Origin of the sequence: Nostoc sp. UCD121 (assembly GCF_014222285.1) — a bacterium.
GTDB lineage: Bacteria > Cyanobacteriota > Cyanobacteriia > Cyanobacteriales > Nostocaceae > Nostoc.
Map to the genome: position 1 here is coordinate 1 of NZ_JACKZS010000126.1, position 22,863 is coordinate 22,863.

Annotated in this window: 21 protein-coding genes and 1 pseudogene; 11 read left to right on the forward strand and 11 right to left on the reverse strand. The window is 40.9% G+C overall.

All coding sequences use genetic code 11. The features are described from left to right. Positions 1 to 585: 585 nt before the first annotated feature. Together uvrC and GNF10_RS23340 are read left to right on the forward strand one after the other, a co-directional pair. Positions 586 to 2,463, forward strand: coding sequence for an excinuclease ABC subunit UvrC (uvrC, locus tag GNF10_RS23335; RefSeq protein WP_185581981.1), 1,878 nt, complete (start codon positions 586 to 588; stop codon positions 2,461 to 2,463). 639 nt (positions 2,464 to 3,102) lie between these two features. Further along, positions 3,103 to 3,282, forward strand: coding sequence for a replication restart DNA helicase PriA (locus GNF10_RS23340; RefSeq protein WP_185584905.1), 180 nt, complete (start codon positions 3,103 to 3,105; stop codon positions 3,280 to 3,282). A 77-nt stretch (positions 3,283 to 3,359) separates the two neighbouring features. Here GNF10_RS23340 and GNF10_RS23345 read toward each other — a convergent pair whose 3' ends face one another. From GNF10_RS23345 to lgt, 5 genes are all read right to left on the reverse strand, one after another. Next, the gene (locus GNF10_RS23345; protein WP_185584904.1) at positions 3,360 to 3,833 is read right to left on the reverse strand and encodes a hypothetical protein; all 474 of its coding nucleotides are present in this window, start codon (positions 3,831 to 3,833) and stop codon (positions 3,360 to 3,362) included. Between the two features lie 473 nt (positions 3,834 to 4,306). Further along, on the reverse strand, positions 4,307 to 5,401 hold the full coding sequence (rlmN, locus tag GNF10_RS23350; protein WP_185584903.1) for a 23S rRNA (adenine(2503)-C(2))-methyltransferase RlmN: 1,095 nt from the start codon (positions 5,399 to 5,401) through the stop codon (positions 4,307 to 4,309). A gap of 328 nt (positions 5,402 to 5,729) precedes the next feature. Next, entirely contained in the window at positions 5,730 to 6,083 is a 354-nt protein-coding gene (locus GNF10_RS23355; protein WP_185584902.1) for a phenylpyruvate tautomerase MIF-related protein, read from the reverse strand. Between the two features lie 109 nt (positions 6,084 to 6,192). Next, a complete protein-coding gene (gene cobM, locus GNF10_RS23360; protein ID WP_311774204.1) occupies positions 6,193 to 7,017 on the reverse strand; it encodes a precorrin-4 C(11)-methyltransferase in 825 nt (274 codons plus the stop codon). A gap of 218 nt (positions 7,018 to 7,235) precedes the next feature. Further along, positions 7,236 to 8,111: a prolipoprotein diacylglyceryl transferase gene (gene lgt, locus GNF10_RS23365; protein WP_185584901.1), complete on the reverse strand. Its 876-nt coding sequence runs from the start codon at positions 8,109 to 8,111 to the stop codon at positions 7,236 to 7,238. 267 nt (positions 8,112 to 8,378) lie between these two features. Between lgt and coaD the strand changes: the two genes are divergently transcribed. The 3 genes from coaD to GNF10_RS23380 all read left to right on the forward strand — a co-directional run bounded on the left by coaD (position 8,379) and on the right by GNF10_RS23380 (position 9,983). After that, on the forward strand, positions 8,379 to 8,930 hold the full coding sequence (coaD, locus tag GNF10_RS23370) for a pantetheine-phosphate adenylyltransferase (protein WP_185584900.1): 552 nt from the start codon (positions 8,379 to 8,381) through the stop codon (positions 8,928 to 8,930). After that, the gene (locus GNF10_RS23375) at positions 8,840 to 9,508 is read left to right on the forward strand and encodes a DivIVA domain-containing protein (RefSeq protein WP_185584899.1); all 669 of its coding nucleotides are present in this window, start codon (positions 8,840 to 8,842) and stop codon (positions 9,506 to 9,508) included. Before coaD ends, GNF10_RS23375 begins: the two co-directional genes overlap by 91 nt. A 148-nt stretch (positions 9,509 to 9,656) precedes the next feature. Beyond that, positions 9,657 to 9,983 carry a Ycf66 family protein gene (locus GNF10_RS23380; protein WP_185584898.1) on the forward strand — a complete coding sequence of 109 codons (327 nt, stop codon included), beginning with the start codon at positions 9,657 to 9,659 and terminating at the stop codon, positions 9,981 to 9,983. Between the two features lie 132 nt (positions 9,984 to 10,115). Here GNF10_RS23380 and GNF10_RS23385 read toward each other — a convergent pair whose 3' ends face one another. The 3 genes from GNF10_RS23385 to cysS form a co-directional block, all read right to left on the reverse strand. Next, complete coding sequence (locus GNF10_RS23385) at positions 10,116 to 11,462, reverse strand: TldD/PmbA family protein (protein WP_185584897.1); 1,347 nt, start codon at positions 11,460 to 11,462, stop codon at positions 10,116 to 10,118. Positions 11,463 to 11,709: 247 nt separating this feature from the next. Then, the gene (locus GNF10_RS23390) at positions 11,710 to 13,149 is read right to left on the reverse strand and encodes a TldD/PmbA family protein (protein WP_185585941.1); all 1,440 of its coding nucleotides are present in this window, start codon (positions 13,147 to 13,149) and stop codon (positions 11,710 to 11,712) included. Between the two features lie 95 nt (positions 13,150 to 13,244). Beyond that, on the reverse strand, positions 13,245 to 14,699 hold the full coding sequence (cysS, locus tag GNF10_RS23395; protein ID WP_185585942.1) for a cysteine--tRNA ligase: 1,455 nt from the start codon (positions 14,697 to 14,699) through the stop codon (positions 13,245 to 13,247). A gap of 137 nt (positions 14,700 to 14,836) precedes the next feature. On the opposite strand from cysS, the gene GNF10_RS23400 reads away from it, so the two are divergent. Further along, complete coding sequence (locus GNF10_RS23400; protein WP_185585943.1) at positions 14,837 to 15,952, forward strand: GTP-binding protein; 1,116 nt, start codon at positions 14,837 to 14,839, stop codon at positions 15,950 to 15,952. Between the two features lie 90 nt (positions 15,953 to 16,042). Here GNF10_RS23400 and GNF10_RS23405 read toward each other — a convergent pair. Beyond that, positions 16,043 to 16,809, reverse strand: a pseudogene (locus GNF10_RS23405) (Rpn family recombination-promoting nuclease/putative transposase). 129 nt (positions 16,810 to 16,938) lie between these two features. Here GNF10_RS23405 and dtd point away from each other — a divergent pair. The 4 genes from dtd (at position 16,939) to GNF10_RS23425 (ending at position 20,333) form a co-directional block, all read left to right on the forward strand. Next, complete coding sequence (gene dtd / locus GNF10_RS23410) at positions 16,939 to 17,391, forward strand: D-aminoacyl-tRNA deacylase (protein ID WP_185585944.1); 453 nt, start codon at positions 16,939 to 16,941, stop codon at positions 17,389 to 17,391. Between the two features lie 102 nt (positions 17,392 to 17,493). Next, a complete protein-coding gene (psb28, locus tag GNF10_RS23415; protein WP_185585945.1) occupies positions 17,494 to 17,835 on the forward strand; it encodes a photosystem II reaction center protein Psb28 in 342 nt (113 codons plus the stop codon). 101 nt (positions 17,836 to 17,936) lie between these two features. After that, positions 17,937 to 18,449, forward strand: coding sequence for a molybdenum cofactor biosynthesis protein B (locus GNF10_RS23420; protein ID WP_185585946.1), 513 nt, complete (start codon positions 17,937 to 17,939; stop codon positions 18,447 to 18,449). Positions 18,450 to 18,575: 126 nt separating this feature from the next. Continuing rightward, positions 18,576 to 20,333, forward strand: coding sequence for a diguanylate cyclase (locus GNF10_RS23425; RefSeq protein ID WP_185585947.1), 1,758 nt, complete (start codon positions 18,576 to 18,578; stop codon positions 20,331 to 20,333). 196 nt (positions 20,334 to 20,529) lie between these two features. On the opposite strand, the gene mraY is transcribed toward GNF10_RS23425, so the two are convergent. Together mraY and GNF10_RS23435 are read right to left on the reverse strand one after the other, a co-directional pair. After that, the gene (gene mraY / locus GNF10_RS23430; RefSeq protein WP_185585948.1) at positions 20,530 to 21,621 is read right to left on the reverse strand and encodes a phospho-N-acetylmuramoyl-pentapeptide-transferase; all 1,092 of its coding nucleotides are present in this window, start codon (positions 21,619 to 21,621) and stop codon (positions 20,530 to 20,532) included. An 81-nt stretch (positions 21,622 to 21,702) separates the two neighbouring features. Further along, a complete protein-coding gene (locus GNF10_RS23435) occupies positions 21,703 to 21,936 on the reverse strand; it encodes a DUF3134 domain-containing protein (RefSeq protein WP_185585949.1) in 234 nt (77 codons plus the stop codon). Between the two features lie 242 nt (positions 21,937 to 22,178). On the opposite strand from GNF10_RS23435, the gene GNF10_RS23440 reads away from it, so the two are divergent. Beyond that, on the forward strand, positions 22,179 to 22,763 hold the full coding sequence (locus tag GNF10_RS23440) for a PAP/fibrillin family protein (protein WP_185585950.1): 585 nt from the start codon (positions 22,179 to 22,181) through the stop codon (positions 22,761 to 22,763). Positions 22,764 to 22,863 lie beyond the last annotated feature (100 nt).

Below are 22,863 nucleotides of genomic sequence, written 5' to 3' on the forward strand. Positions count from 1 at the left end.
CTATATTTATAATCATATTCGTAATTATAACTTCCTAAATCCGTTAGATTGCTTAATGTTATGAGCTTAATTGATAATCGAAATTACTGTTTATTAGTAATTGATTTAGCTGCACTATATAAGCAGATATTTCAATTTTAATTAATTTTAACTAAGAATACATAAAGCTATAACTCAATAAAATAAAGCTTTAAATAAAAAATATTATCTGTTTTAAAATATTAATTAGAGATTAAAAAAGCTAAGTTTTGATTCTGACAGTAACAGATGACAAATAAGAGAATAGCTACATAAACTCTTATCTTGCTTCAAAATTGTGATATGTGTAGCAAGGCATTTAGTAAACTATGGTGGAAGTTACTTACCTTTCTTTACAAGTGGATTTTGCCCCAAGTCTTGTTGGTGACAGGATTTACGTCCATAAACCCAACCTGCGGGTACTCTGTTGGAGAACTCGTAGGTAGCCGCAGAAGTATCTATAGACTAAAAATATCTTTACTTTATATTTAATTGATAATTACTCTATGAAATCGGCACGAAAAAAGAATTTTTCTTAAAATAGAGAAAGATTACCTAATTTTGGTTGTGACAATATCTACTCAAATACTACCACTGGTTAAAGAGCCGGAACGACTGGAAAATCGTCTAGCCGAAATTCCACCGGAACCGGGGGTTTATTTTATGCGAGACAAGAGCGATCGCATTATATATATAGGTAAGTCACGTAAATTGCGATCGCGTGTTCGTTCCTATTTCCGCGATGGTTATAACAAGACTGAACGCATCGCCACGATGGTCAAGTTGGTTACAGAAATTGAATTCATCGTCACCGATACTGAAGCCGAAGCTTTAGCGCTAGAAGCCAACTTGATTAAGCAGCATCAGCCATACTTCAACGTGCTGCTCAAAGATGATAAAAAATATCCCTATCTCTGCATTACTTGGTCAGAAGATTATCCGCGAATTTTTATTACCCGTAAACGTCAATTCGGCAAAGAAAAAGATAAATTTTACGGGCCTTATACTGATGCTGGTTTATTGCGAGAGATTGTCCGCATTTGCAAGCGCATCTTTCCCCAGCGACAACGACCTCAACCACTTTTCAAAGACCGTCCATGCTTAAATTATGATTTAGGGCGCTGTCCGGGTGTGTGCCAAAAGCTGACTTCACCAGAAGAATATCGCAAAATTGTGCAAAAGATTGCGATGGTATTCCAAGGGCGAACTCAGGAATTGATTGATATTTTGACTCAACAGATGAATGCAGCAGCTGAAGACTTGAACTTTGAGTCAGCAGCACGGATTCGCGATCAAATTTCGGGGTTAAAGTCGCTGACTACTGACCAAAAGGTATCCTTACCAGATGATACAGTTTCGCGGGATGCGATCGCACTGGCGGCTAACGAAGAACACGCTTGTATTCAACTATTCCAGATTCGGGCTGGACAATTGGTAGGGCGTTTAGCTTTTGTAGCTGATGCTCATGCAGAGCCAGGAGCTATTTTACAACGAGCTTTAGAGGAGCATTACCAAACTGCTGACTCAGTAGAAATACCCTTAGAAATTCTGGTACAGCATGATTTACCAGATAGCGGCATATTGGCGGATGTCTTAACTCAACGTAAAGGTAAAAAAGTCACGATTTTGACTCCTTTGCGGCAAACTAAGGCAGAATTAATTGAGATGGTAGAGCGAAATGCTCAGTATGAATTGCAAAGAATGCAGAAATTTGGCGATCGCAATCACCAAGCAATGCAAGATTTAGCAGCTATTCTCGATTTACCAGATGTACCCCATCGCATTGAAGGTTATGACATTTCCCACATTCAAGGGTCAAATGCTGTAGCTTCCCAAGTCGTGTTTATCGACGGTTTACCCGCCAAACAGCATTATCGCCACTACAAAATTAAAAATCCCACGGTGACGGCGGGACATTCGGATGATTTTGCTAGTCTTGCTGAAGTTATTGGGCGACGGTTCCGCAAGTATGGGGAAGATCCACAGTTGTCACGTTTGGGTAATCCAGATTGGCCTGATTTAATCATGATTGATGGTGGTAAAGGTCAGTTATCTTCAGTTATTGCCGTTTTGCAAGAGATGAATTTATTAGAAGACTTGCGAGTTGTGAGTTTAGCAAAGCAGCGAGAAGAGATTTTCTTACCGGGAGAATCTAAACCCTTGCCAACTGATCCAGAACAACCGGGGGTGCAATTGTTGCGACGGTTGCGAGATGAAGCGCATCGCTTTGCAGTCAGTTTCCATCGTCAGCAACGCAGTGATAAATTGAAGCGATCGCGTTTAGATGAAATTCCTGGCTTAGGACATCATCGACAAAAGCAGTTACTAGGGCATTTTCGCTCAGTTGATTATATTCGCCAAGCAACAACCCCACAACTCGCAGAGGTTCCAGGGATCGGGCCGCGTTTGGCTCAAGAAATTTACGATTATTTTCATCCCGCTTGAGGAGGTTAGTAGTCTGTAAAATTTCAATTTATGTATGAATAAACAAGTTTGTAGTAAGGACTTTAGCTCTTACTACAAACCCTTAAAACTAGCTTGGCAAAGTATTAGTTCCACTATCGCAGAGGATTCTGTTAAGGTTGTCTGCGAAAATTTAAGATGTGTAAATATCCTAAATTTACCGTATCTCGTAACTATGGTAATTTTGATTAAATTTTAATACCAGAATTTAACCTCATAAATCTTGCCAGTAAATATTAACCAATCCTTAAGATAAATATTTTGTTACTAAATATACAGTATTTTCTGTAGTTTAATTTTTGAATACAAGAACAGCTTTTTTTTGTATCTGTCCAAGATGACTATAAATAAGCCTCTCTCAAGGCATTCGTTATAGGGATCAGTAAATCTCTAAGCGTCATTTAATTAAAAAATAATTTATATACCTAAAGTAAGAGGGTAAAATCACTGAATTTATAGGATAGTATAGAGATGAATCGAATTTTTTTCAAATCTGAAATTTTGTTTAAAATAATTAGCCAATATTAAAGTCCTTTGTTAAGTTGGGTCAAACCAAAATTTTTTCTACTTTAACTGGCAGTTTTCTCAAATAAAAAATAAATTACAACCAGGGGTTTTAAAATGCAGACAGTACAAAAAATTTACTGCCCAAATTGTGGTAGTCAAGCAGAACGTTATTATATTACTGATAGTCAATTAACTCGAACACAATGCTCTACTTGTGACTACTTGATGATTAGTTGCACTCGCACTGGTAAAGTCATTGAGGCTTATGCACCAGGAATTTATGCACAGCGCTAGATAATAAAAATTAAAAATTAGAGAATGTGTTCTCTAATTTCTAATAATAAAGTTACTTGTCAGAAATTTTGAAGACTTTACAGATTATTGTTCTGTTGTCTGAGTTGTTGCTGTCGGATCTGTTCTTGTAACCTGAATTGTTGTTGTTGTCTAATTTGTTGATCTTGTCTGAGTTGTTGATCTTGTATTCTCAATTGTTGCTGTCGTGAAAAGTCTTGCTGTTGTAGTCTTGTTTGTTCCTGTTGTAGTCTTAATTGTTGCTGGCGGAACATTTCTTGCCGTTGTCGTGTAAATTCTTGCTGTTGTATTGTCTGTTGTGGTTGTAGTAGTTGAGGTTGTTGAAGGTTTTGCCGTAGCCATGTTTCCCTCATTCGTTCTTGTATTTGCTGATTTTGCTCTGTTTGTTGTTGTCTGATTCTTTCTTGAAGCGAATCTTGTGTCTGGGGATTCCTCTGAATTATTTGGGCATTAGCAGGAAAACTAATCGATAAAGCTTTTGTAAGTACAATCAATAGTAACCATGCTTTAAGTAGCGACAAGCGATTCAACATACAGTTATTTCCTCAATTGTTATAGGTTGGGTTTAGCGATCGCTAAACCCTTAAAATTTCAACACAATTACCCTATACATCAATGCAGGGACTTGGAATAGTTCACTAAAGCTAATGTTTTACTTACCGTTATGGGCTTACGGGATACTTACGGCTGACTACGCCAACATTCTTCAGTCGGTGACGTGTTCTAAATATTAGTACGTTGGGAATAGCTTGCTAAATCAAGGTTATATCCAGTGCATTCTCTTGATTTTTCATAAAACTGTCGCTTCTTAGATATTCATCTTAATTAAATTATACATTCAAATTTTTTACATGGTTTGCCGGATTACCGTAAATCTACCTGTGGTGGGTAAGTTAACAAAGGGATCTCAAGCGGTTTTACGCCATAGATAAACAGAGATGTATCTGAAGACATATCTGTGTTTATCTGCGGTTTCATATTGATTCATAAATTGACTACAACAAGTTTAATTCTTACTTGCTCTCAATTGCCCGCAAGCAGCATCGGCTTCTAAACCACGGGAATAACGCACACTCACAGCAGTATTTTGTTGCTTAAGGACGTTGACAAATGCTTCAATTCGATCACGGTTAGGGCGTTTGTAGTCTACTTCTTGGATGGGGTTGTAAGGAATCAAATTCACATGACATTGAAATCCTCGCATACATTTTGAAAGTTCTAATGCGTGTTCTGGTAAATCGTTGACACCAGCCAGGAGAACATATTCAAAGGTAACGCGCCGTCCAGTAATTTCTACATATTCTCGACATTCAGCCAACAAATCTTCTAGAGGATAGGCGCGGGCGCTGGGGATGAGTTTTTCTCGCAGTGCTTGGTTGGGTGCGTGGAGACTCACAGCCAGAGTGATTTGCAAATTATTTTGTGCGAACTCACGGATGCGATCGCGAATCCCAACTGTAGAAACTGTAAGCGATCGCTGTCCAATACCGACATCTTGATTTAGAGATTTCAGGGCTGCTAAGACATTCTCAGTATTTAACAACGGTTCACCTAGTCCCATGAACACCACATTGCTAACCCGTTGCTGAAAATCTTCTTGCACAGTTAACACCTGATCGATAATTTCGTGTCGTGCTAGGTTGCGTTTGTAGCCTCCCTTACCAGTAGCGCAGAAATCACACGCCATTGGACAACCCACCTGAGTAGAGACGCAAACTGTTAGACGGGCTTTTGGGCCTTCTCCCCTTTCTGCGAAGGTGGGAATGCCTACAGTTTCAATAATTTGCCCGTCTGTTAATCGTAAAAGATATTTGACCGTACCATCGGGAGCCTCAGAGCGGTAATGTAAAATTGAGCGCCCAATGGGGACTTCTGCTACTTCTGTGCGCCATTGCTTAGAGAAGACAGAAATATCAGCTAGTGATCGCACTCCCTTATCATAAATCCATTCATGCAGTTGCTTTCCTCTGTAAGCAGGTTGTCCTTGTTGCTGCACCCAAGCGCTTAACTCCGCCAGAGAAGCACCTAGAAGGGGAGGAATTAATTCTGATTTTTCTGGGTTGTGTGAGTCAACTTGAGATACAAGAGGCGTAGCAGACATAAAAAAATCAAGAGTTGATGTAGGATCTCTATCCTACACCTGCTAGATCAAGTTAGTCTTGACCAACTAAGGGACTTCCAAATAAAAAAATATCCCAAAACTGACGCAAAAATCCTCTCTATTTCTCTTCTCTCTGTGTTCTCTGCGCGGCATTCGCTCATGGGGGAAACCCCCTACAGCCCTTCGGGCATCCTACGGCAGGCGCTAGCCTCTCCCTTTGGGAGAAGACCGCGCGCGCTGCCTTGTCTCTGTGGTAGCCTGCGGCAAGCCGCTCCGCGTCTACGTTTATTTGGATAATTTATTTCTTGGAAGTCCCAAAGACAGGGAATTAACCGAAGGTTGTGCCGTTCCAGCCCCACATTGTACCCTTAGCGTCTACAAACTCGATGTAAATACGATTTTTCGGTACACCTAGAATTTGGTTAATCTGCTGGCAAAAGTCCTGACTCATTGCTGCGGTTTGATCTGGCTTCATCGCGCCAATGCTCTTAATTTCAATGTAGCAAACCGGGTCTGTATTTCCTGCAAAAGTCATAGGAATTTCTGGCTCAAAAGCAGTCATTACATAAGATTCTGGTTTCCCCAAATGTTTTGCTAACTTAGCTGATAGGTTTAAAAGCATGGACTCAATTTCAGCTTTTTGAGGAGCAGATGCAGAAGTTTGCACTTTAATTAATGGCATAGTACCGAATTAGAAATTTGAATTTTATTCACACTGTTAAGTTTACCGAACCGTAGACCAGATAAGGGAAACAAGATAGACAAGGGGCAGTTTTCCCAATTCCCACTCTTCAGTGATGAGATGAGCGAAACAGGTGATTATGTTCGGGATGATATAAACGCGATCGCCCTTTTGCTGTCGAGAGGGCTGGACTGATTATATAAAGTGTGGTGCGAATTAATTCCTCTTTATGAGTACATTCCGCCATTTCATTCAGGGGGACAACCCTGATTTTTTCATCCGGCCATCCAATACGAAAGCAGATTGCAATGGGGGTTTCGGCTGGATAGTGTTCGAGTAGTTTAGCTTGGGCATTTTCGACATGACGCGCACTGAGATATAAGCAGAGGCTAGCTTGATGTGCCGCAAGAGTAGCTAATTCCTCATTGGCTGGTACTTCTGTACGTCCACTGATGCGGGTCAAAATGATGGTTTGGACTAAACCGGGCACAGTTAGTTCTACTTTGAGTTTGGCAGCAGCAGCTTGAAAAGCGCTGATACCTGGGATGACTTCAAAAGGAATATTTGCCTCAGCGAGGAGGTGCATTTGCTCGTGGATGGCGCTGTAGAGACTAGGATCGCCAGAATGGAGACGGACTAGAGATTTGTGCTGCGATCGCACCCGATCTATCATAATCGGTACAATCTCTTCTAAAGTCTGATTCGCAGTTCTAATTATCTCCGCATCTTCTCGACAAAGTTCTAAAATCTGTTCAGGTATTAAAGAATCAGCAAATAAAATCACATCAGCAACAGCCAGTAGTTTCTGCGCTTTCACCGTCAATAAATCAGGATCTCCAGGGCCTGCCCCGACAATATATACAGATGGTTCTATGGTATATAGTGTTTTTTTATAGCTCAGGTTTTCTGTATATTCACTTTTAAAAGAACCCACAACAATCCCTCAAAAAACTTTTTTGATATTTTCTCAGTATCTCTCCGGATTCACCCTCTTTCCCTAGTAGAGAGTAATGGTAGATGCACCCTGGTTAAGCCCTAGAAAATATTCTGGGGCATTTTTTATTTTTGGGAATTGGGCATTGGTTATTCTCCTAGTCTCTTTTATCCTCTCCTACTCCCCCTGCTCCCTGCTCCCCTGCCTCCCCTGCTCCTTCATCCCCTCATCTCTCCATTCCCCTTGGGAGTAGGCACTACATCGGGTAAAGGGCGTTTGAGTAAGTAAAGCCAAGCTAATCCAACTAATCCAAATAAAATTCCTAGACTGCTGACTACTTGTGCCATTCGTAATGGCCCCAGCATCAAGCTATCAGTGCGGAAACCTTCAATCCACAAGCGTCCTAAGCTGTAGGCTGGCCAGTAAACTAAAAACAGCGTGCCTACCTTTAAACGTGGCTTACCAGATAAAGACCGGAAAAACAACGTTATCAGTAGCGTAAACACCATTAAATCCCACAGAGATTCATACAAAAAGGTGGGATGGAAATAATCGAAACTAGCATATTCTAAAGGACGATGGTCTGGTGGAATATACAGCTTCCAGGGTAAATCAGTAGGATCGCCAAAAGCTTCAGAATTAAAGAAATTGCCCCAACGTCCGATTGCCTGCCCTAAAATCAGCGAAGGCGCTACTAAATCTGCCAGTTGCCAAAAAGAAACCTGCTTGATTTTGGCAAAGATTAACGCAGCCAAAACGCCACCAATAATTGCTCCATGAATGGCAATACCTCCTTCCCAGATAGCAAAGATTTTTCCTGGAGTTGGGGCATATTTTGACCATTCAAAGAAAACGTAATATAGCCGTGCGCCGGGAATTGCCCCAATCAACAACCAAAAAAACAAATCGCCTAGCAACTCAGGATTAACATTACGGCGCTTTGCCAATTCTTGAGAAAGGATTACGCCAATTAAAACTGCTGTGGCAATCAATAAGCCATACCATCGAATACTTAGTGGCCCTAATTTCACCAGAATGGGCCCTGGAGAAGTAAATTGAAACGCCAAGAACAAGGCGGAAAAATCCAGTGCCATAAGAAATTACCTAGACAAGTTCGTTAACTACCCGCGCACTTTCCTAAGTACGGAGTTTCTTATATCTCGAATACTGGAACTATACATGATTAAAATCCAGCATCCATATTTAGGAGTCTAATTCCTAACGCCTAGTTGAGCATAACTTGTGTCACAAAAACAATTGAGTTTACCATTCTTGCTTAGAGCGCAAGATGGTAGATTTGAGTAAGTTACACAAAAGAGTTTCGATATAATCACTTAAACAACTTTGATATATCTAAAATTGTGATTGCTATTTATCCTGGTAGCTTCGACCCCATCACCTTGGGACACCTTGACCTCATTCAGCGCGGTTGTCGCCTGTTTGAGCGGGTAATTGTCGCTGTACTGCGGAACCCAAACAAAACGCCACTTTTTAGCGTGCAGCAACGGTTAGAGCAGATCCGTCTTTCTACACAACATCTACCTAATGTAGAAGTAGACAGTTTTGATGGTCTTACCGTAAACTATGCCCAAATGCGACACGCACAAGTTTTGCTTCGGGGTTTACGGGCTGTGTCAGATTTTGAAGTGGAACTGCAAATGGCTCACACCAATAAAACTCTTTCTACCCAAATAGAAACAGTTTTTCTAGCAACCTCAAATGAGTATAGTTTTTTAAGTAGTAGTGTGGTAAGAGAGATTGCAAGGTTTGGCGGCTCTATCGATCATCTCGTTCCCCCACACATTGCCCTAGATATATACCAATGCTACAATCACAACTCTCCAATGTTGAACCCAATCTCAACGGAAACAATCCCCCCCCTGAAGAATATCTCGGTGGAGAGGGAAGCATAGATATTCAGCAGGAACTCAACCGCCTAGAAGAAATAGTTCTCTCTAGTCTCAGGATTCCTCTGACGGGACGCACTCTCATTGATGAAGAAAAGCTGCTGGAACAGCTTGATTACATCCGGCTTGCTTTACCATCGCTTTTTCAAGAAGCAGCAGCCATCCTTAACCAAAAAGATGAAATTCTGCTAGAAGCGGAAGAGTATGGACAGCAGGTTGTTGATGCCGCGCAAGCAAAAAGAGCGCAAATCTTAGCTGAAAGCGATATTATTCAACAGGCTGAACAAGAAGCTGAACAACTGCGGCGACAAGTGCAACAAGAGTGTGAGGGAATAATGCAAGAAACCCTCGCCGAGATTGAGCGCAAGCGGTATGCTTGTCAGCAAGAGTTAGAGCTTATGAGGCAAACTGCGATCGCTCAGGCTCAAGATATTGAAGATGGTGCCGATCAATATGCTGATGGCATTTTGGGCAATATCGAACAGGATCTCAAAGATATGTTGCGAATTGTCACCAACGGACGACAACAATTGCAAATTGATAACCTCACGCAGCGCAATTCACCTCCTAGCAAAAAAAGATAGAGGCTCTAAGTAAGAGATGAATAAAAATTATAAGTTGGGTTTTGCTATTGCTTAACCCAACAATTTTTACCAAGAGATATTTGTTTCGATAACCTACCGAGTAATAGATTTAAAATTTTGGTTTGTAATTAAGCAGGATTTTTAATAAATGCTTACTCTCGCTCAAGTTAATTTTGGATTAAATCTAGCTGGCTTAATTGGAATTATTTATTTTCTTTTGGCAATTGTTTACTTTATTTTAACAGTAGCTTGGCTAGCTCAACGTGGAACTAGTCTTACAGGTTGGGCTTTAGCTCTTTATATTATTCAAGTGATATTTACACCAATTATAATGTTAATGTGCGGGGTAATTTTGTTTTTTCAAGGTTGGCGTTTAGATCCAATTCTTCAGATTGAGCAATTTTTATCTTTGCTATTAATTATTTATTTTGCTATTAAAGATATTTTAATTAATGCAGTTTACAGAAATAGGTGATTTTAGGATTGGTAAAATGTTATTACTAATATAGTAATCTCGAAATATTAACCATCGTTCAGATACTCAACTTATTTGAGAAGTCAAGTATCTACATATTACAAATTCATCAAAAATGCAATTAATACCTGATTATAGGGTGTAAGTAAAATCTTCTACCAGCATACCGGGAACTAAACTACCTCCTAGTTGGCGACTATCATAAGTGCCTACTTCAGGAATAAATTCTTGAAAATCAGTCAAATCTACTAGGTTTTCTCCCCAGAAGCGATACAGACTTTCATCAAAACGTAGGTTTTCAATGGGAGCAATAATTTCTCCGTTTTCCACCCAAAAACAAGCATAACGGGTCATACCTGTGATTCTACCAGTTTGGCGATCGCTCCAATTTAAGTAATGCAAATTTGATAGATACAATCCTGTATCCAATCTTGGAAGAATCTGTTCAAATACTAAATTTCCGGGACTGATTTCTGGCGCACGGAGAGTCTCGGAACCATTAGCACCATTGGCAGTTTTTTGATATTCTTTGGCAGTGCGAGAATTAACCAGAGTGTTTACCAAAAGTCCTTTTTCTATTACAGGTAACTCCGGTGCTGCCATTTCTCCCAATTCATTAAATCGGGGTACTAATCCGCGCTGAAAGTTTTCTTTCAAACTAAATACTGGCGAAAGTTGTTTTTCTTGACGCGATAAAGCAGCCAAAGCACTATTTCCTTGTTGAATATCAGCTTCGCTGATAGCTCCCCAAGAAAGCATGACTAATAAATCTGCAACAGCAGCAGGTGCAAAATAAGTTTTGTATTGTCCTCGCGGCAGTTCTTTACATGGACGAGCAAGCAATTCGAGTTGTTTTTTAGCTTCGCTAATTTTGGCTATATAAGCAGATTTATTCCAATCACTTCCTGCAAATGTGCCTTTAACGGCTTGCCCAGAGGTGGAAAATAGAGAATAATCTAAGGTAAAAGAATCAGTAGTAAACCAGTGTTTTTGACCACTGGAATCACCATAACCTTTAATTACTATTCCTCCAGCATATATACCAGTAAAATCTAATTCATTAACTTGTTCTAATACACTTGATACTACTGCTTCTTCTGCCAACAAGTTCCCAGAATTTACTTCACGACTGGTATTAGTTCCTGATGGTAAAACTAAATATGGATCGATGGGTAATAGAATAAGTTCGTCGCGTAATTCCTGCAAAGCAGAATATGCTAATTGCCAGTCTAGCTCCCAATTTCCAGTAAAGGGAAACTGCCTAACACTACTGCGTTGATCTGCCATCAGAGTCAATTCGATCCACCCATCAGCAACACAACCAGTTTGTCGCACTTTCGCATGGTTAAAACGAGTGAATTGACTTCTTTCACTACTGAGTTTGACAGTGAATTGTTCATTTTCTGCTTTTTTTATCAGCAGAGTTTCAATCAGTCGATTAAAGCTGACTTCTAACGCAGATAATTCCTCAATTTTCATGGATATTAAATATTAATAGGGAATAAGCGGGGGAAAGTTAGGAGTTAAATTAAAAGTTAATTATTTTAATTTAAAACTCTTAACCACTAGCTACTAAATTGGTCCTTTTTCAACATAATTAGTAATTAATAATTCATAATTATTCGATAGGTTAAAATTCCCTACCACAATTAGATGCATTTTGTTTTGGGTATAGATCCCTATGCAAAACGCAATTACGAATTACGAATTACGAATTACGAATTATTTAACTTCCTCCACCAAAAACTTCGACATTAGCAAATACACAAACAGGGGAACCATGCCCTACCCAAATGGCCTGATTTGGTTCTCCTTTACCACAATAAGGAGTACCATACATTTGCCAGTTTTCGGCATTTCCTACTTGGATTAAGCTATGCCAAAATTCTGGTGTTGTAGCGCGATAGTTAGGATTGCGGAGGGTTTTAGTGAGTTTACCATTTTCAATTAATTTAGCGTACTCACAACCAAATTGGAATTTGTAACGGCGATCGTCAATTGACCAAGATCGGTTAGATTCCATGTAAACGCCGTGTTCTATCCCAGCAATAATGTCTTCAAAGCTTCCATTTAGAGGCTCTAAATTCAAGTTACCCATGCGATCGATCGCTGGTCGATTCCATGAAGAAGCACGCGCACAGGCTACTCCTGATACACCTGCTCTAGCTTGACTCTCTAGACTGCCCAAACCCCGTTGAAGTACTCCTTCTTTGACCAAATATTCCCGCGTTGCTACAGCACCCGTATCATCAAAGCCATAGCTAGCAAATTCACCAGCCACGGTGGGATCAAAGGTAATATTCATCAGTGGCGAACCATATACTAGGTTGCCAAAATCACTTTTATTAACGAAGCTGCCCCCAGCATAGTTACGCTCATCTCCCAAAATTCGGTCAATTTCTAGGGGATGCCCGACACTTTCATGGATTTGCAGCATCATTTGATCTGGGGCTAAAACTAAATTGGTACGGGTAGTTGGGCATTCTTCAGCTGTCAAGAGTTCTACTGCTTGTTCGCCAATTTGCCGCACTCGATGCCATAAGTTTTCTTGTTTTAATAGTTCGAGTCCGCCTTGGTAACAGTTTGCTTGGGAGCCGTTGTTGCTGCGCTGCTGTACAATTGACCCATCTTGGGCGGTGGCTCCGTAATGAGTAGCTATAGATAGAATTTTTTGATAGACTTCTGAACCATTGCTGCTAACAAACCAAGACTCTCTCTCAATGGTGCTAGCACCGGCTATGGTTTGCACAATCTTGTCGTCAACTTTTAGTGTTTGGCAAATACGAACCAGTAAATCGTTGATTTCTCCCGGACTCAAAGCATCAAAAGGTTCAAGGAATGGAGATTTATATTCACCAACAACTTTAGGGCGCTCACTTTCACGAAAGGGATGTATCCACCATTCACTGGCTGCTACTGCCTGTTTATAGGCTGTTTGGCCAGCAGCTTGTAGTGAAGACAGTTCCAGAGAGTTAGTGGCTGCATAACCCAGACAGCCGTTGACCAAAACTTCCAGCATGGCTCCAATAGTAAAGGATTTGCCATTTGCCTGGGGTAAGCCGTCACGGACTGAACGGCTTGTAGAAGTCTCCTTTACGGCTCTGATACCGATCCAATCAGCAGGAATGTCGAAACTAGCGATCGCTTTTTTAAGTTCAGACCACATAATTTAAGGAATTGGGAATTGGGAATTGGGAATGGGGAATAGGAAATGGGGAATGGGGAATGGGGAAGAATTCAATTTCTAGTTCCCAGTCTCCTCTAATTCCGGTGCCAGCGCGTACCATCACGGCTATCAATTAGCGTAATACCTTCTGCTTGAAGTTCGTCACGAATGCGATCGCTTTCGGCGAAATTTTTGCCTTGACGCGCTTCTTGCCTTTGCTGAATTTTCGCTTCAATTTCCGCATCGCTTAAACCATTATTTTTGTCAGGTTCTGCTTCTATCTCGGCTTCTAAACCCAAAACTCCAGCCAATGTGACAAGAGTTTGCCATTGATGCTTTAACTTATCTGGAGATGTTTCGGTTTTACCTTCATGCACAAGAATATGCCCCTCACGGCGCAGTTCTTTGGCTAATTCAAAGAGTACTGTTAATCCACCAGGAAAATTAAAGTCGTTATTCACAATTTCTTGAAAACGCTCAACATCTGAATTTTCAATTGGGGAATTTTCCCCCTCTTCTAGTTCCCAGCCTAGTTTTTTACCGTATTGGTAGCCGAAAAGTAAACCTTCTTTAATGGTGTGCCAACCATTGGTTGCTGCGGCGATCGCTTCGTCGGTAAAATCTATGGGTGTACGATATTGAGCAGTTAGCACGAATAACCGTACTGCCATCGGGTCAACTCCTCGATCCAGTAATTCTCGAATAGTGATAAAGTTGCCCAAAGATTTGGACATTTTTTCACCATCTACCTTCACCATACCGTTATGCAACCAGTAACGCGCTAAGGGTTTTCCCGTCACAGCTTCAGATTGGGCAATTTCGTTTTCGTGGTGGGGAAAAATTAAGTCAGCACCACCAGCATGAATATCTATAGTGTCACCCAAGCGATCGCGCACCATTGCCGAGCATTCTATATGCCACCCCGGACGGCCTGCGCCCCAAGGTGACTCCCAAGCTGGCTCTCCTGGTCTTGCTGCTTTCCACAGAGCAAAATCAAAGGGATCTTTCTTTTTCTGATATTCTGGATCTTCTACATTGACGCGATCGCTTTTACCCGCTTGCATATCTTCTAACTTGCGTCCAGAAAGCTTGCCATACTCAGCAAACTGCCGGACTGCATAATAGACATCACCATCAGAGGGGTAAGCAAAACCTTTATTTTCCAACTCATGAATTAACCGTTGAATGCCATTCATCGTGTGGGTAGCACGGGGATATTCATCGGCTTCCTTGATTCCTAACCGCGCCATATCCTCAAAATATGCTTTGATAAAGCGATCGGCCACAGCTTCCATTGATGAATTTTCAACACGGGCTCGATTGAGAATCTTGTCATCAATATCAGTAAAATTTTGGATATATCGGACTTCATAACCGATAAACTGGAGGTATCGGCGGATTACATCCCAAACAATGCAAGCTCTAGCATGACCCAAATGGCAGTAGTCGTACACCGTCACGCCGCAGTAATACATCTTAACCTTGCCTGGTTCGACTGTTTCAAACGGTTCTTGACGACGGGTGAGGGTATTGTAGAGTGTTAGGGTCATAACAGAGTAATGCTGAAATAAGGAGATACGTAATAATAGGGTAAAGCAGCTGGGATGACAGTCCAGCATCCCTATGCTAGTGTTTTCTGGACTATCTGCGCTACATTACTATTTTTTGACTATTTGATAACAGCGCTATGCAATCAGCAGTTACACCCGAATCTTCGGCAATGGATACGCCCAAACAAGGAATGCCAGTAACAATTATTACGGGATTCCTCGGTAGTGGGAAGACGACTTTACTCAATCATATCCTCAACAACCAACAGGGTTTAAAAACCGCTGTTCTTGTGAATGAATTTGGTGAAATTGGCATCGACAACGAGCTAATTGTTTCCACTGGTGAGAACATGGTGGAACTAAATAATGGTTGTATTTGCTGCACTATTAATAATGATTTAGTAGATGCAGTTTACAAAGTTTTAGAACGCCAAGAAAATCTAGATTATCTAGTAGTGGAAACAACTGGATTAGCAGATCCGCTACCAGTAGCTTTAACATTTCTGGGCACAGAATTACGAGATTTAACCCGGTTAGATTCGATTATTACCGTGGTAGACGCGGCGAATTACAGCCTAGATTTATTTAACTCTGAAGCCGCATACAGTCAGATTGCTTATGGCGATGTCATTGTGCTGAACAAGGCTGATTTAGTTGATGAAGCAACTTTGAATGAGTTAGAAAAAAAAATTAACGAAGTTAAGGAAGGAGCAAGAATTATTCGCGCGACGCGATCGCAAGTGCCACTTCCTTTAATTTTGAGCGTTGGTCTGTTTGAGTCAGATAAATATTTTGATACAGTGGTGGATGAACACGATCATCACGATCATGAACATCACGATCATCATGACGATCATGACCACTCAACATGCGGTCACGATCATCACGAGCATGACCACGATCACCACGATCATCATCATTCTGACCATTTAGAAAATGATGGTTTTACTTCCATCTCTTTCCAAAGTGACAAGCCTTTTTCTATTAGGAAGTTTCAGTATTTCTTAGATAACCAGCTACCCTCAAATATCTTCCGAGCTAAGGGGATTATGTGGTTTGATGAAAGTCCGAAGCGTCATATTTTCCACCTTTGTGGCAAACGCTTTACCTTGGATGATGATGAATGGCAAGGTCAATTAAAAAACCAACTAGTGCTGATTGGTCAAAATTTGGATCGTGAGGCTTTAATTAGTCAACTCGAAAACTGTATTTGTTTACCTTCAACCTCTCGCGGTAAAGGGTTTGGGAAATAAAATTTAGGAGTTAAAAGTTTACTACTCATTCCCAGGTGGAACCTGGGAATGAATTCCCAATGACTCCGTAATATATGATGGTTTGCTTTCTCACTGCCCTACATTACCAGCTTCACCCGCCAACTGCTGTATCTGCTCCACGGATAAACCCGTAACTTTCGCCACGATTTCCACAGACATTCCCTCTTTGAGCAAATTCACCGCCACACGCCGCACTCCTTCGGCTAAACTTTCAGCAAGGATAGCTTGATAAGTTACTGACTCTTGCATAAGTTCCCTCCGCAGTAATTGTTGAATTATCTCCTTCTCTAATACTAGCCCAGCTAGAATGAACGCTGAGGCTGCAACATTGTTCTGGATACGTTGATCGGAAATTTCGGAAATTTCCTGAGCAACTTGTTGTAAAGTAGCAGTGCGGTTATTTGTCTGACTTAACACCGCAAATGGTAATAATCCTGGATGCTCCAAAAATACACTTTTGGTTGCTCCCAAAGACGAATTACCTCGAACCTATGAGAAATTTTTTCTAAAGTGAATGTGGTTTGCTGCACAAGTTCTGAATTTGTCTGTTGCAGATAAATCACTACCTGACGCATTCGCTTATTTTTAAAGCGGCGATGTACTCGTAACCGATAGTCAATCATCCGAAAGGGAATATCAGTATTGGGTTGGGTTTGGAACTCCAAATGCAGCACAACTTCATCCGATTGGAGCAATATCAGCACATCGGCGCGGATTGGTTGTAGAGAAAGCTCAGAAGGCGTTAATTCCGTGAGGGTGATAGATTCTCCTAACAGCCAAGTGGCAAAGTCACTGGAGAAGGTTTCAGCGAGGAACTTACAAACATTATCGAACATTAAAAGATTTTATCAGGTGGTAGACGCTCATTATTTCTATATTTAGTTTGCGGTTTAGGAATGTGATACCTAATAGTCCGTCGTAGATATCGCTATAAAATTTAAACGTTGATGAAAGTTGAAATTAAAATGCGTGTTGTTATCCAGCGAGTTAAATCATCTCAAGTTACAGTTAACGGTGAAATTGTCGGCAAAATTGGGCGGGGGCTAAATTTACTTGTGGGTATTGCTAATACTGATACAGATACTGAAGTTGACTGGATGGTACGTAAATCTTTGGAATTGCGCCTGTTTCCTGACGAGGAAGGAGACGACCGTTGGCAAAAATCTGTGCAAGAAATTGGTGGCGATTTATTAGTAGTGAGTCAGTTTACCCTTTATGGTGATTGTCGCAAAGGTCGCCGTCCTTCTTTTGACCGTTCAGCCCCTCCCCAATCAGCAGCAGATTTATATAATCGTTTTGTTACCAAATTAAGAGCTAGTGGTTTGCTAGTGGAAACCGGTCAATTTGGTGCAATGATGCAAGTTACAATTGAAAATGATGGGCCTGTGACTTTAATACTAGACAAAGAGGCAATTTAAGTATATATGCCAAAAAAGAATAACAGAAGCTTATAGACAGTGGAGTTCTAATTGATGAGAGAATATTAAATTAACCATCACAAAAGTTTAAATTCATTCATCATGGCAAAAATCCAGTTTTCTAAAGGTCTTGACGAAGTAGTAATTCCAGAAGTGCGGCTGACGCGATCGCGCACTGGTGACAGTGGTACAGCCACGTTTATTTTTACGAATCCGAAAATTTTAGATCAAGGTAGCACCGAAGACATCACCGGAATGTACTTGAGTGATGAAGAAGGAGAGATAATTACCCGTGAAGTTAAGGCAAAATTTGTCAACGGAAAACCGGAAGCATTAGAAGCACTTTATGTAATGAAATCTGCCCAAGAATGGGATCGGTTTATGCGCTTCATGGAACGGTATGCTGAAGAAAACGATCTTGGACTCAGCAAAGCTGAAAAATAGTGTGTAGGGTGAATGGCGAATGGCTTATGTTGTTTTTTCATGTCCAATGCGCCATTCTCCGTTCCCAATTGCCCATTATTAAAAGTTAAAACGCTTAATCCATGACACAACAACCACATCCAGATTCGCTTGGGATTACGGTAAATTGCGCTGTGGTTACTGTCAGCGATACACGCACACCCGAAACAGACAAAAGTGGCCAGCTAATTCAGCAGTTACTTTTTGGTGCTAACTATGCTGTTGGAGCCTACACGATTATCAAAGATGAACCAACACAGATTCAAGAGCAGATAGAAAATTTGGGTAAAAGCTCAAATTTGGATGCTGTAATTTTTAATGGTGGCACAGGTATTGCGCCAAGAGATACTACTTATGATGCCATTGAGAAGTTATTGGAGAAAACTTTGCCGGGATTTGGTGAGTTATTTCGTTTTTTAAGTTATCAAGAAATTGGTTCGCGAGCGATCGCTTCTCGTGCTGTTGCTGGTGTGTATCAAAATAAATTAATCTTCTCGCTTCCTGGTTCTAGTAATGCTGTGCGGCTGGCGATGGAAAAACTGATTGTGCCTGAACTCACTCACTTGGTAAGTCAGCTTTCTAAGGGAGTGAAATGAGCAGCCTTTCAAGGGGGCTATCATAAAACTAAGCTATGAGGCACCGAAATCATCCTTTCTCTACTTACATATTGTAACTAGCCAGAATTATAGTGAAACGGATGAAATATTCATATCAGATAAGCAATGCAGCCTATTTACTGGAATTGCATTATTGCTCACAGCATCACTGCATTTTCATACTTTGGCATCCCCGTATTAATAGGGGTTTTCTTCGCCAAAACTAAGGCAACTATCCCTTCTAAGTTTTGGCTAGCCTTTTTATTATCAGGTGGATTCGTACTACTTTGCGGATTTCATCACTTTTTGGCGATTTTTGAGACACATTCGGCAATATCGCTGTTGCACTTAGTCGTGCTTGATGTAATGGCGTTTGTTTCTTTGTCTGCCTTACTCTATCTGATGCCAACCGCTTATCAAATTGTAGAGGCGATCGCCAAATATGAAGAAGATAGCCGCGAACTTCAACGCAGCCAGCAGATGCAACGGCTATTTCTAGATCAGGGCCCGTTTCTAGCCTATATCAAAGATGAGCAATCTAGAGTGCTTTACTATAACCAGGAAATACAGTCTAGATTTTCGGTAGATTCACGAGAATGGTTAGGGAAAACGGATAGTGAATACTTGCCAGATCCAGAAGAGGGGCGGCGGGTAATGGAAAACGATCGAGTCGTTTTGAAGACTCTACGCCCCTTAAAGCTGATTGAAGAAGTAAAAGTACCTGGTAATAATCAGCCATGCTACTGGCTATCGTTTAAGTTTCCCTTTAGCGATGGTGCAACAGGCGATCGCCGCATCGGTGGGATCAGTATTGATATTACAGAATCTATAGAAGCACAGCGATCGCTCACTGATCTAAATCGGCAATTAGAAGAAAAAACACTGAAATTAGAAGCCAAAAAACAAGAAATTATATATCTCTCAGATATGGCAGATATGCTTTATTGCTGCGAGTCTAAAGATGAGATGTATCAAGCAGTCGCTTTAACTTGTTCCAAACTGTTTCCTAATATGAGTGGTTGTATCTGTATAATTGCTAATTCTAAAAATTATGTTCAGATGAATAGTATTTGGGGAGATGAAAGAATTAGAACCAGTAAAGAAATATTTTCACAATCTGAATGTTGGGCGTTGCGGAGAGGTAAATTCAACCTTTTATCTTCTAGTAAATCAGGACTGGTATGCGGCCATTTAATCCAGCCTGTTAGCGGTACACATTTGTGTATTCCATTGTTTGGGCAAGGCGAAGTAGTTGGGATTTTACACATTTATGCCCTTGAAGAAATCAGTCCAGAAGATCAACAAATTAGTGAGATTATTGCTAGAACTTTAGGCTTTGCACTAAATAATCTATCGATAAAACAGCGTCTTACCCATGATAATTTGCGGGATGGGATGACCCAACTATTTAATCAAAGCTATATGGAAACTATACTGGAACAAAGGCTAGCGGAGGCTGAAAGGTCGGGACAACCTCTTAGTGTTATTTTTCTGGATATCGATAATTTCAAATATTACAACTCGCGTTATGGGCATTTGACTGCCAATATTGTTATTCAGGGATTAGCAAAACTGCTGTTAAAATCTATTCGCTCTTTTGATATTCCTTGCAGATGGGGTGGTGAAGAATTTGTGATTGTCATGCCTAATATGACGCTGGAAAATCTCAGGAAGCGAGTAGAACAATTAAGGATAGATGTTGAACAAATGCAATTGAAGGATGGTGATCAGATCCTTCAAGGGATCACCGCCTCTTTTGGAATAGCTGTATCAGAACCAGGGATTACAGTTAAGGATTTTTTGAATCGAGCAAATCAAGCGATGCTTGAAGCAAAGCGAACAGGGAAGAATCGGGTTATGGAGTATGTAAATAGGTACGATTAAAATAATTCGTAATTCTGTAAGCGGTGGAATAGAGTGTAGAGAAGCTCAGTACAATTTCGTATTTCTACGAGGGTTTTGAATAAAACATTTTCCCGTATAAAAAACAACTCCCTGAAGAGGTGGGAGTTGTTTTTTATCTTTTACTATTTTCTCAAAACATGATTCAGAATGGAGCGATGCCTGCGGTGGGCTGCGCCTACGCCAAGCAGATGGCAGCCAAAATAGCCGCGATGACATAAAATACTCCAACCACTTGCAATTCTGACCAGCCAGTGAGTTCTAAATGATGGTGTAAGGGAGCCATTTTAAAGAGGCGCTTGCCTTTGCCATCAGGGCCCTTGGTGGCTTTGTAATAACTTACTTGTGCCATTACCGAAAGGGTTTCTACGAAGAAGATACCACTGAGAATGAACAGTGCTACTAAGGTGTTTGTCAATAGCGCTACAGCAGCTAATGCTCCTCCCAGTGCGAGGGAACCGGTATCTCCCATGAAAACGCGGGCTGGGTTACGATTATGGGCTAAGAAACCTAAGCAAGCGCCACTTAAAGCAGCACAGAAAACCATCAATCCTGGTGCTGTAGGCGCGATTAAAGCTCCTAATGCCAAAAGTGCGATCGCTACTGTTCCGGCTGCCAAGCCATCAATACCATCTGTTAAATTAGTCGCGTTACTTTCTGCAACTAGTACAAAACCTGCCAAAGGCCAAAATAGAAATCCTAATGGTAGTGTGAAGCTTACCCAAGGTAAAGCAATATTTGTAATATTAGAAGGTTGATTAAACATTAGCCAGAGGCAAAATACTGCCGCAAAACCCACTTGCAAAGCAAGTTTTGTTCGGGGAGATATACCTTTATTTGATTTCCGGCGCAGAATTTGCCAATCGTCAAGCCAGCCAATCAATCCGTAGCTGGTTGTCAATGCCGAAACTGCAAGGACATCTGTAGCAAAATTAGACAATATGCAGGCAATAATTACACCTACAGGAATAAAGAATATACCTCCCATTGTGGGAGTGCCTGCTTTTTTTAGATGGGCTTGGGGGCCATCTTCGCGGATTATTTGTCCAGTTTTGAGTGCTTGGAGTAAAGGTATTACCCAAAAACCAACCACACCTGAACCCATAGCACACAACAGCAGTGGCAGGGTTAGCGACATGCTTTGCCAGGGTAGCCTGTTGGCCATCGAATCCAAGAAAAATGCTGTTGTACCTAACCCAACAGCTAATAAAGAGGCTAGTGCAATTCCAGAAATATTTAGTCCTTGCTCAGGAGATAATTTAGCGTCCACAGAAGTTTCCCTTCACTCCACACTTATTAAAATTGAATATTCAGTAGCTAGGGATACTACCAAGTCCCTAGCCTGAAAAGGCTAATCCTCGGCGATTCCTATATCATCATCATCAAGGTCGTAGCCAATCCCATCTTCTACACCCATTAGAGAGTCTATTTCTTCTTCCCCATCTTGAAAATCCGGGTCTTGAACGTCACGTGTTATGATCCGACCTTTATTTTCCAACCAATCCAACATAGAGGACTCTGGCTTGAGGGGGATGACATGGGCTCGCTGGTTACGGGGTTCTTCACGTAATGGAGAGTTCAACATATCAAAGAAGACAAGAAAAGGTTTACGTAAGTTGACATTTAGAGTCTATCACTTGACACGGATTTATTTAGTTATCTTTTCAACCCTTTAGTGAATAAATCCGCATTCAGATAGAAATTTTTTATTTAATAGGCATAAGGCTTAAGTCAAGCAATTCTTAGTAAGTTTTATGGTTCTCCATATATGTAATGAATATCTTGTTTATGCTGATGGAAAGTGACTGATTTTAGAGGTGACAGGCGATGATGGGAAAAGCGGCTCTCATGGATGCGATCGCTGGTACAAATCGCGGTCTACTGGCGACTGAAGCACAGAAACAAGCTATCTTAGCAGCGATCGCCAATTTAGAAGACTTTAATCCTACACCCCGCCCGGTAGAAGCTGGTAATTTGCTAGATGGCAATTGGCGATTACTATACACCACTAGCAAGGCTCTTTTAAATTTAGATCGTCTACCTTTTTGTAAACTGGGTCAAATTTATCAGTGTATCCGGGTAGAGACTACCAGCGTTTACAACATAGCTGAGATTTATGGTCTACCTTATTTGGAAGGATTAGTCAGCGTTGCTGCTAAATTTGAGCCAGTTTCAGGTCGGCGTGTCCAAGTGAAATTTGAGCGGTCTATTATCGGCTTACAACGTTTAATAGAATACAATTCTCCGGGAACTTTTATCCAACAAATTGAAGAAGGTAAAAAATTTGCGGGAATTGATTTTCCAATCAAAAGCGATCAACAGCAAGGCTGGTTAGATATCACCTATATAGATAACGATCTGCGAATCGGCAGAGGTAACGAGGGGAGCGTGTTCATATTGAGTAAAACATAAAGTTTGTACAAAAATACTATTTGCGAATGAAGGTAAGCTATAATGTCCACCTTGTCAAGTAGGGTATGATACCTTTTTAAATGTTGGGTGGGAAGCAGGG

Coding starts and splice junctions, on each gene's coding strand:
- GNF10_RS23355 (WP_185584902.1), bottom strand. CDS start 6,083: ATGCCATTAATTAAAGTGCAAACTTCTGCATCTGCTCCTCAAAAAGCT.
- GNF10_RS23345 (WP_185584904.1), bottom strand. CDS start 3,833: ATGTTGAATCGCTTGTCGCTACTTAAAGCATGGTTACTATTGATTGTA.
- lgt (WP_185584901.1), bottom strand. CDS start 8,111: ATGGCACTGGATTTTTCCGCCTTGTTCTTGGCGTTTCAATTTACTTCT.
- GNF10_RS23420 (WP_185585946.1), top strand. CDS start 17,937: ATGACACAACAACCACATCCAGATTCGCTTGGGATTACGGTAAATTGC.
- GNF10_RS23375 (WP_185584899.1), top strand. CDS start 8,840: ATGCTACAATCACAACTCTCCAATGTTGAACCCAATCTCAACGGAAAC.
- dtd (WP_185585944.1), top strand. CDS start 16,939: ATGCGTGTTGTTATCCAGCGAGTTAAATCATCTCAAGTTACAGTTAAC.
- GNF10_RS23380 (WP_185584898.1), top strand. CDS start 9,657: ATGCTTACTCTCGCTCAAGTTAATTTTGGATTAAATCTAGCTGGCTTA.
- GNF10_RS23390 (WP_185585941.1), bottom strand. CDS start 13,149: ATGTGGTCTGAACTTAAAAAAGCGATCGCTAGTTTCGACATTCCTGCT.
- GNF10_RS23340 (WP_185584905.1), top strand. CDS start 3,103: ATGCAGACAGTACAAAAAATTTACTGCCCAAATTGTGGTAGTCAAGCA.
- cysS (WP_185585942.1), bottom strand. CDS start 14,699: ATGACCCTAACACTCTACAATACCCTCACCCGTCGTCAAGAACCGTTT.
- GNF10_RS23440 (WP_185585950.1), top strand. CDS start 22,179: ATGATGGGAAAAGCGGCTCTCATGGATGCGATCGCTGGTACAAATCGC.
- rlmN (WP_185584903.1), bottom strand. CDS start 5,401: ATGTCTGCTACGCCTCTTGTATCTCAAGTTGACTCACACAACCCAGAA.
- GNF10_RS23425 (WP_185585947.1), top strand. CDS start 18,576: ATGCAGCCTATTTACTGGAATTGCATTATTGCTCACAGCATCACTGCA.
- psb28 (WP_185585945.1), top strand. CDS start 17,494: ATGGCAAAAATCCAGTTTTCTAAAGGTCTTGACGAAGTAGTAATTCCA.
- GNF10_RS23400 (WP_185585943.1), top strand. CDS start 14,837: ATGCAATCAGCAGTTACACCCGAATCTTCGGCAATGGATACGCCCAAA.
- GNF10_RS23385 (WP_185584897.1), bottom strand. CDS start 11,462: ATGAAAATTGAGGAATTATCTGCGTTAGAAGTCAGCTTTAATCGACTG.
- GNF10_RS23435 (WP_185585949.1), bottom strand. CDS start 21,936: ATGTTGAACTCTCCATTACGTGAAGAACCCCGTAACCAGCGAGCCCAT.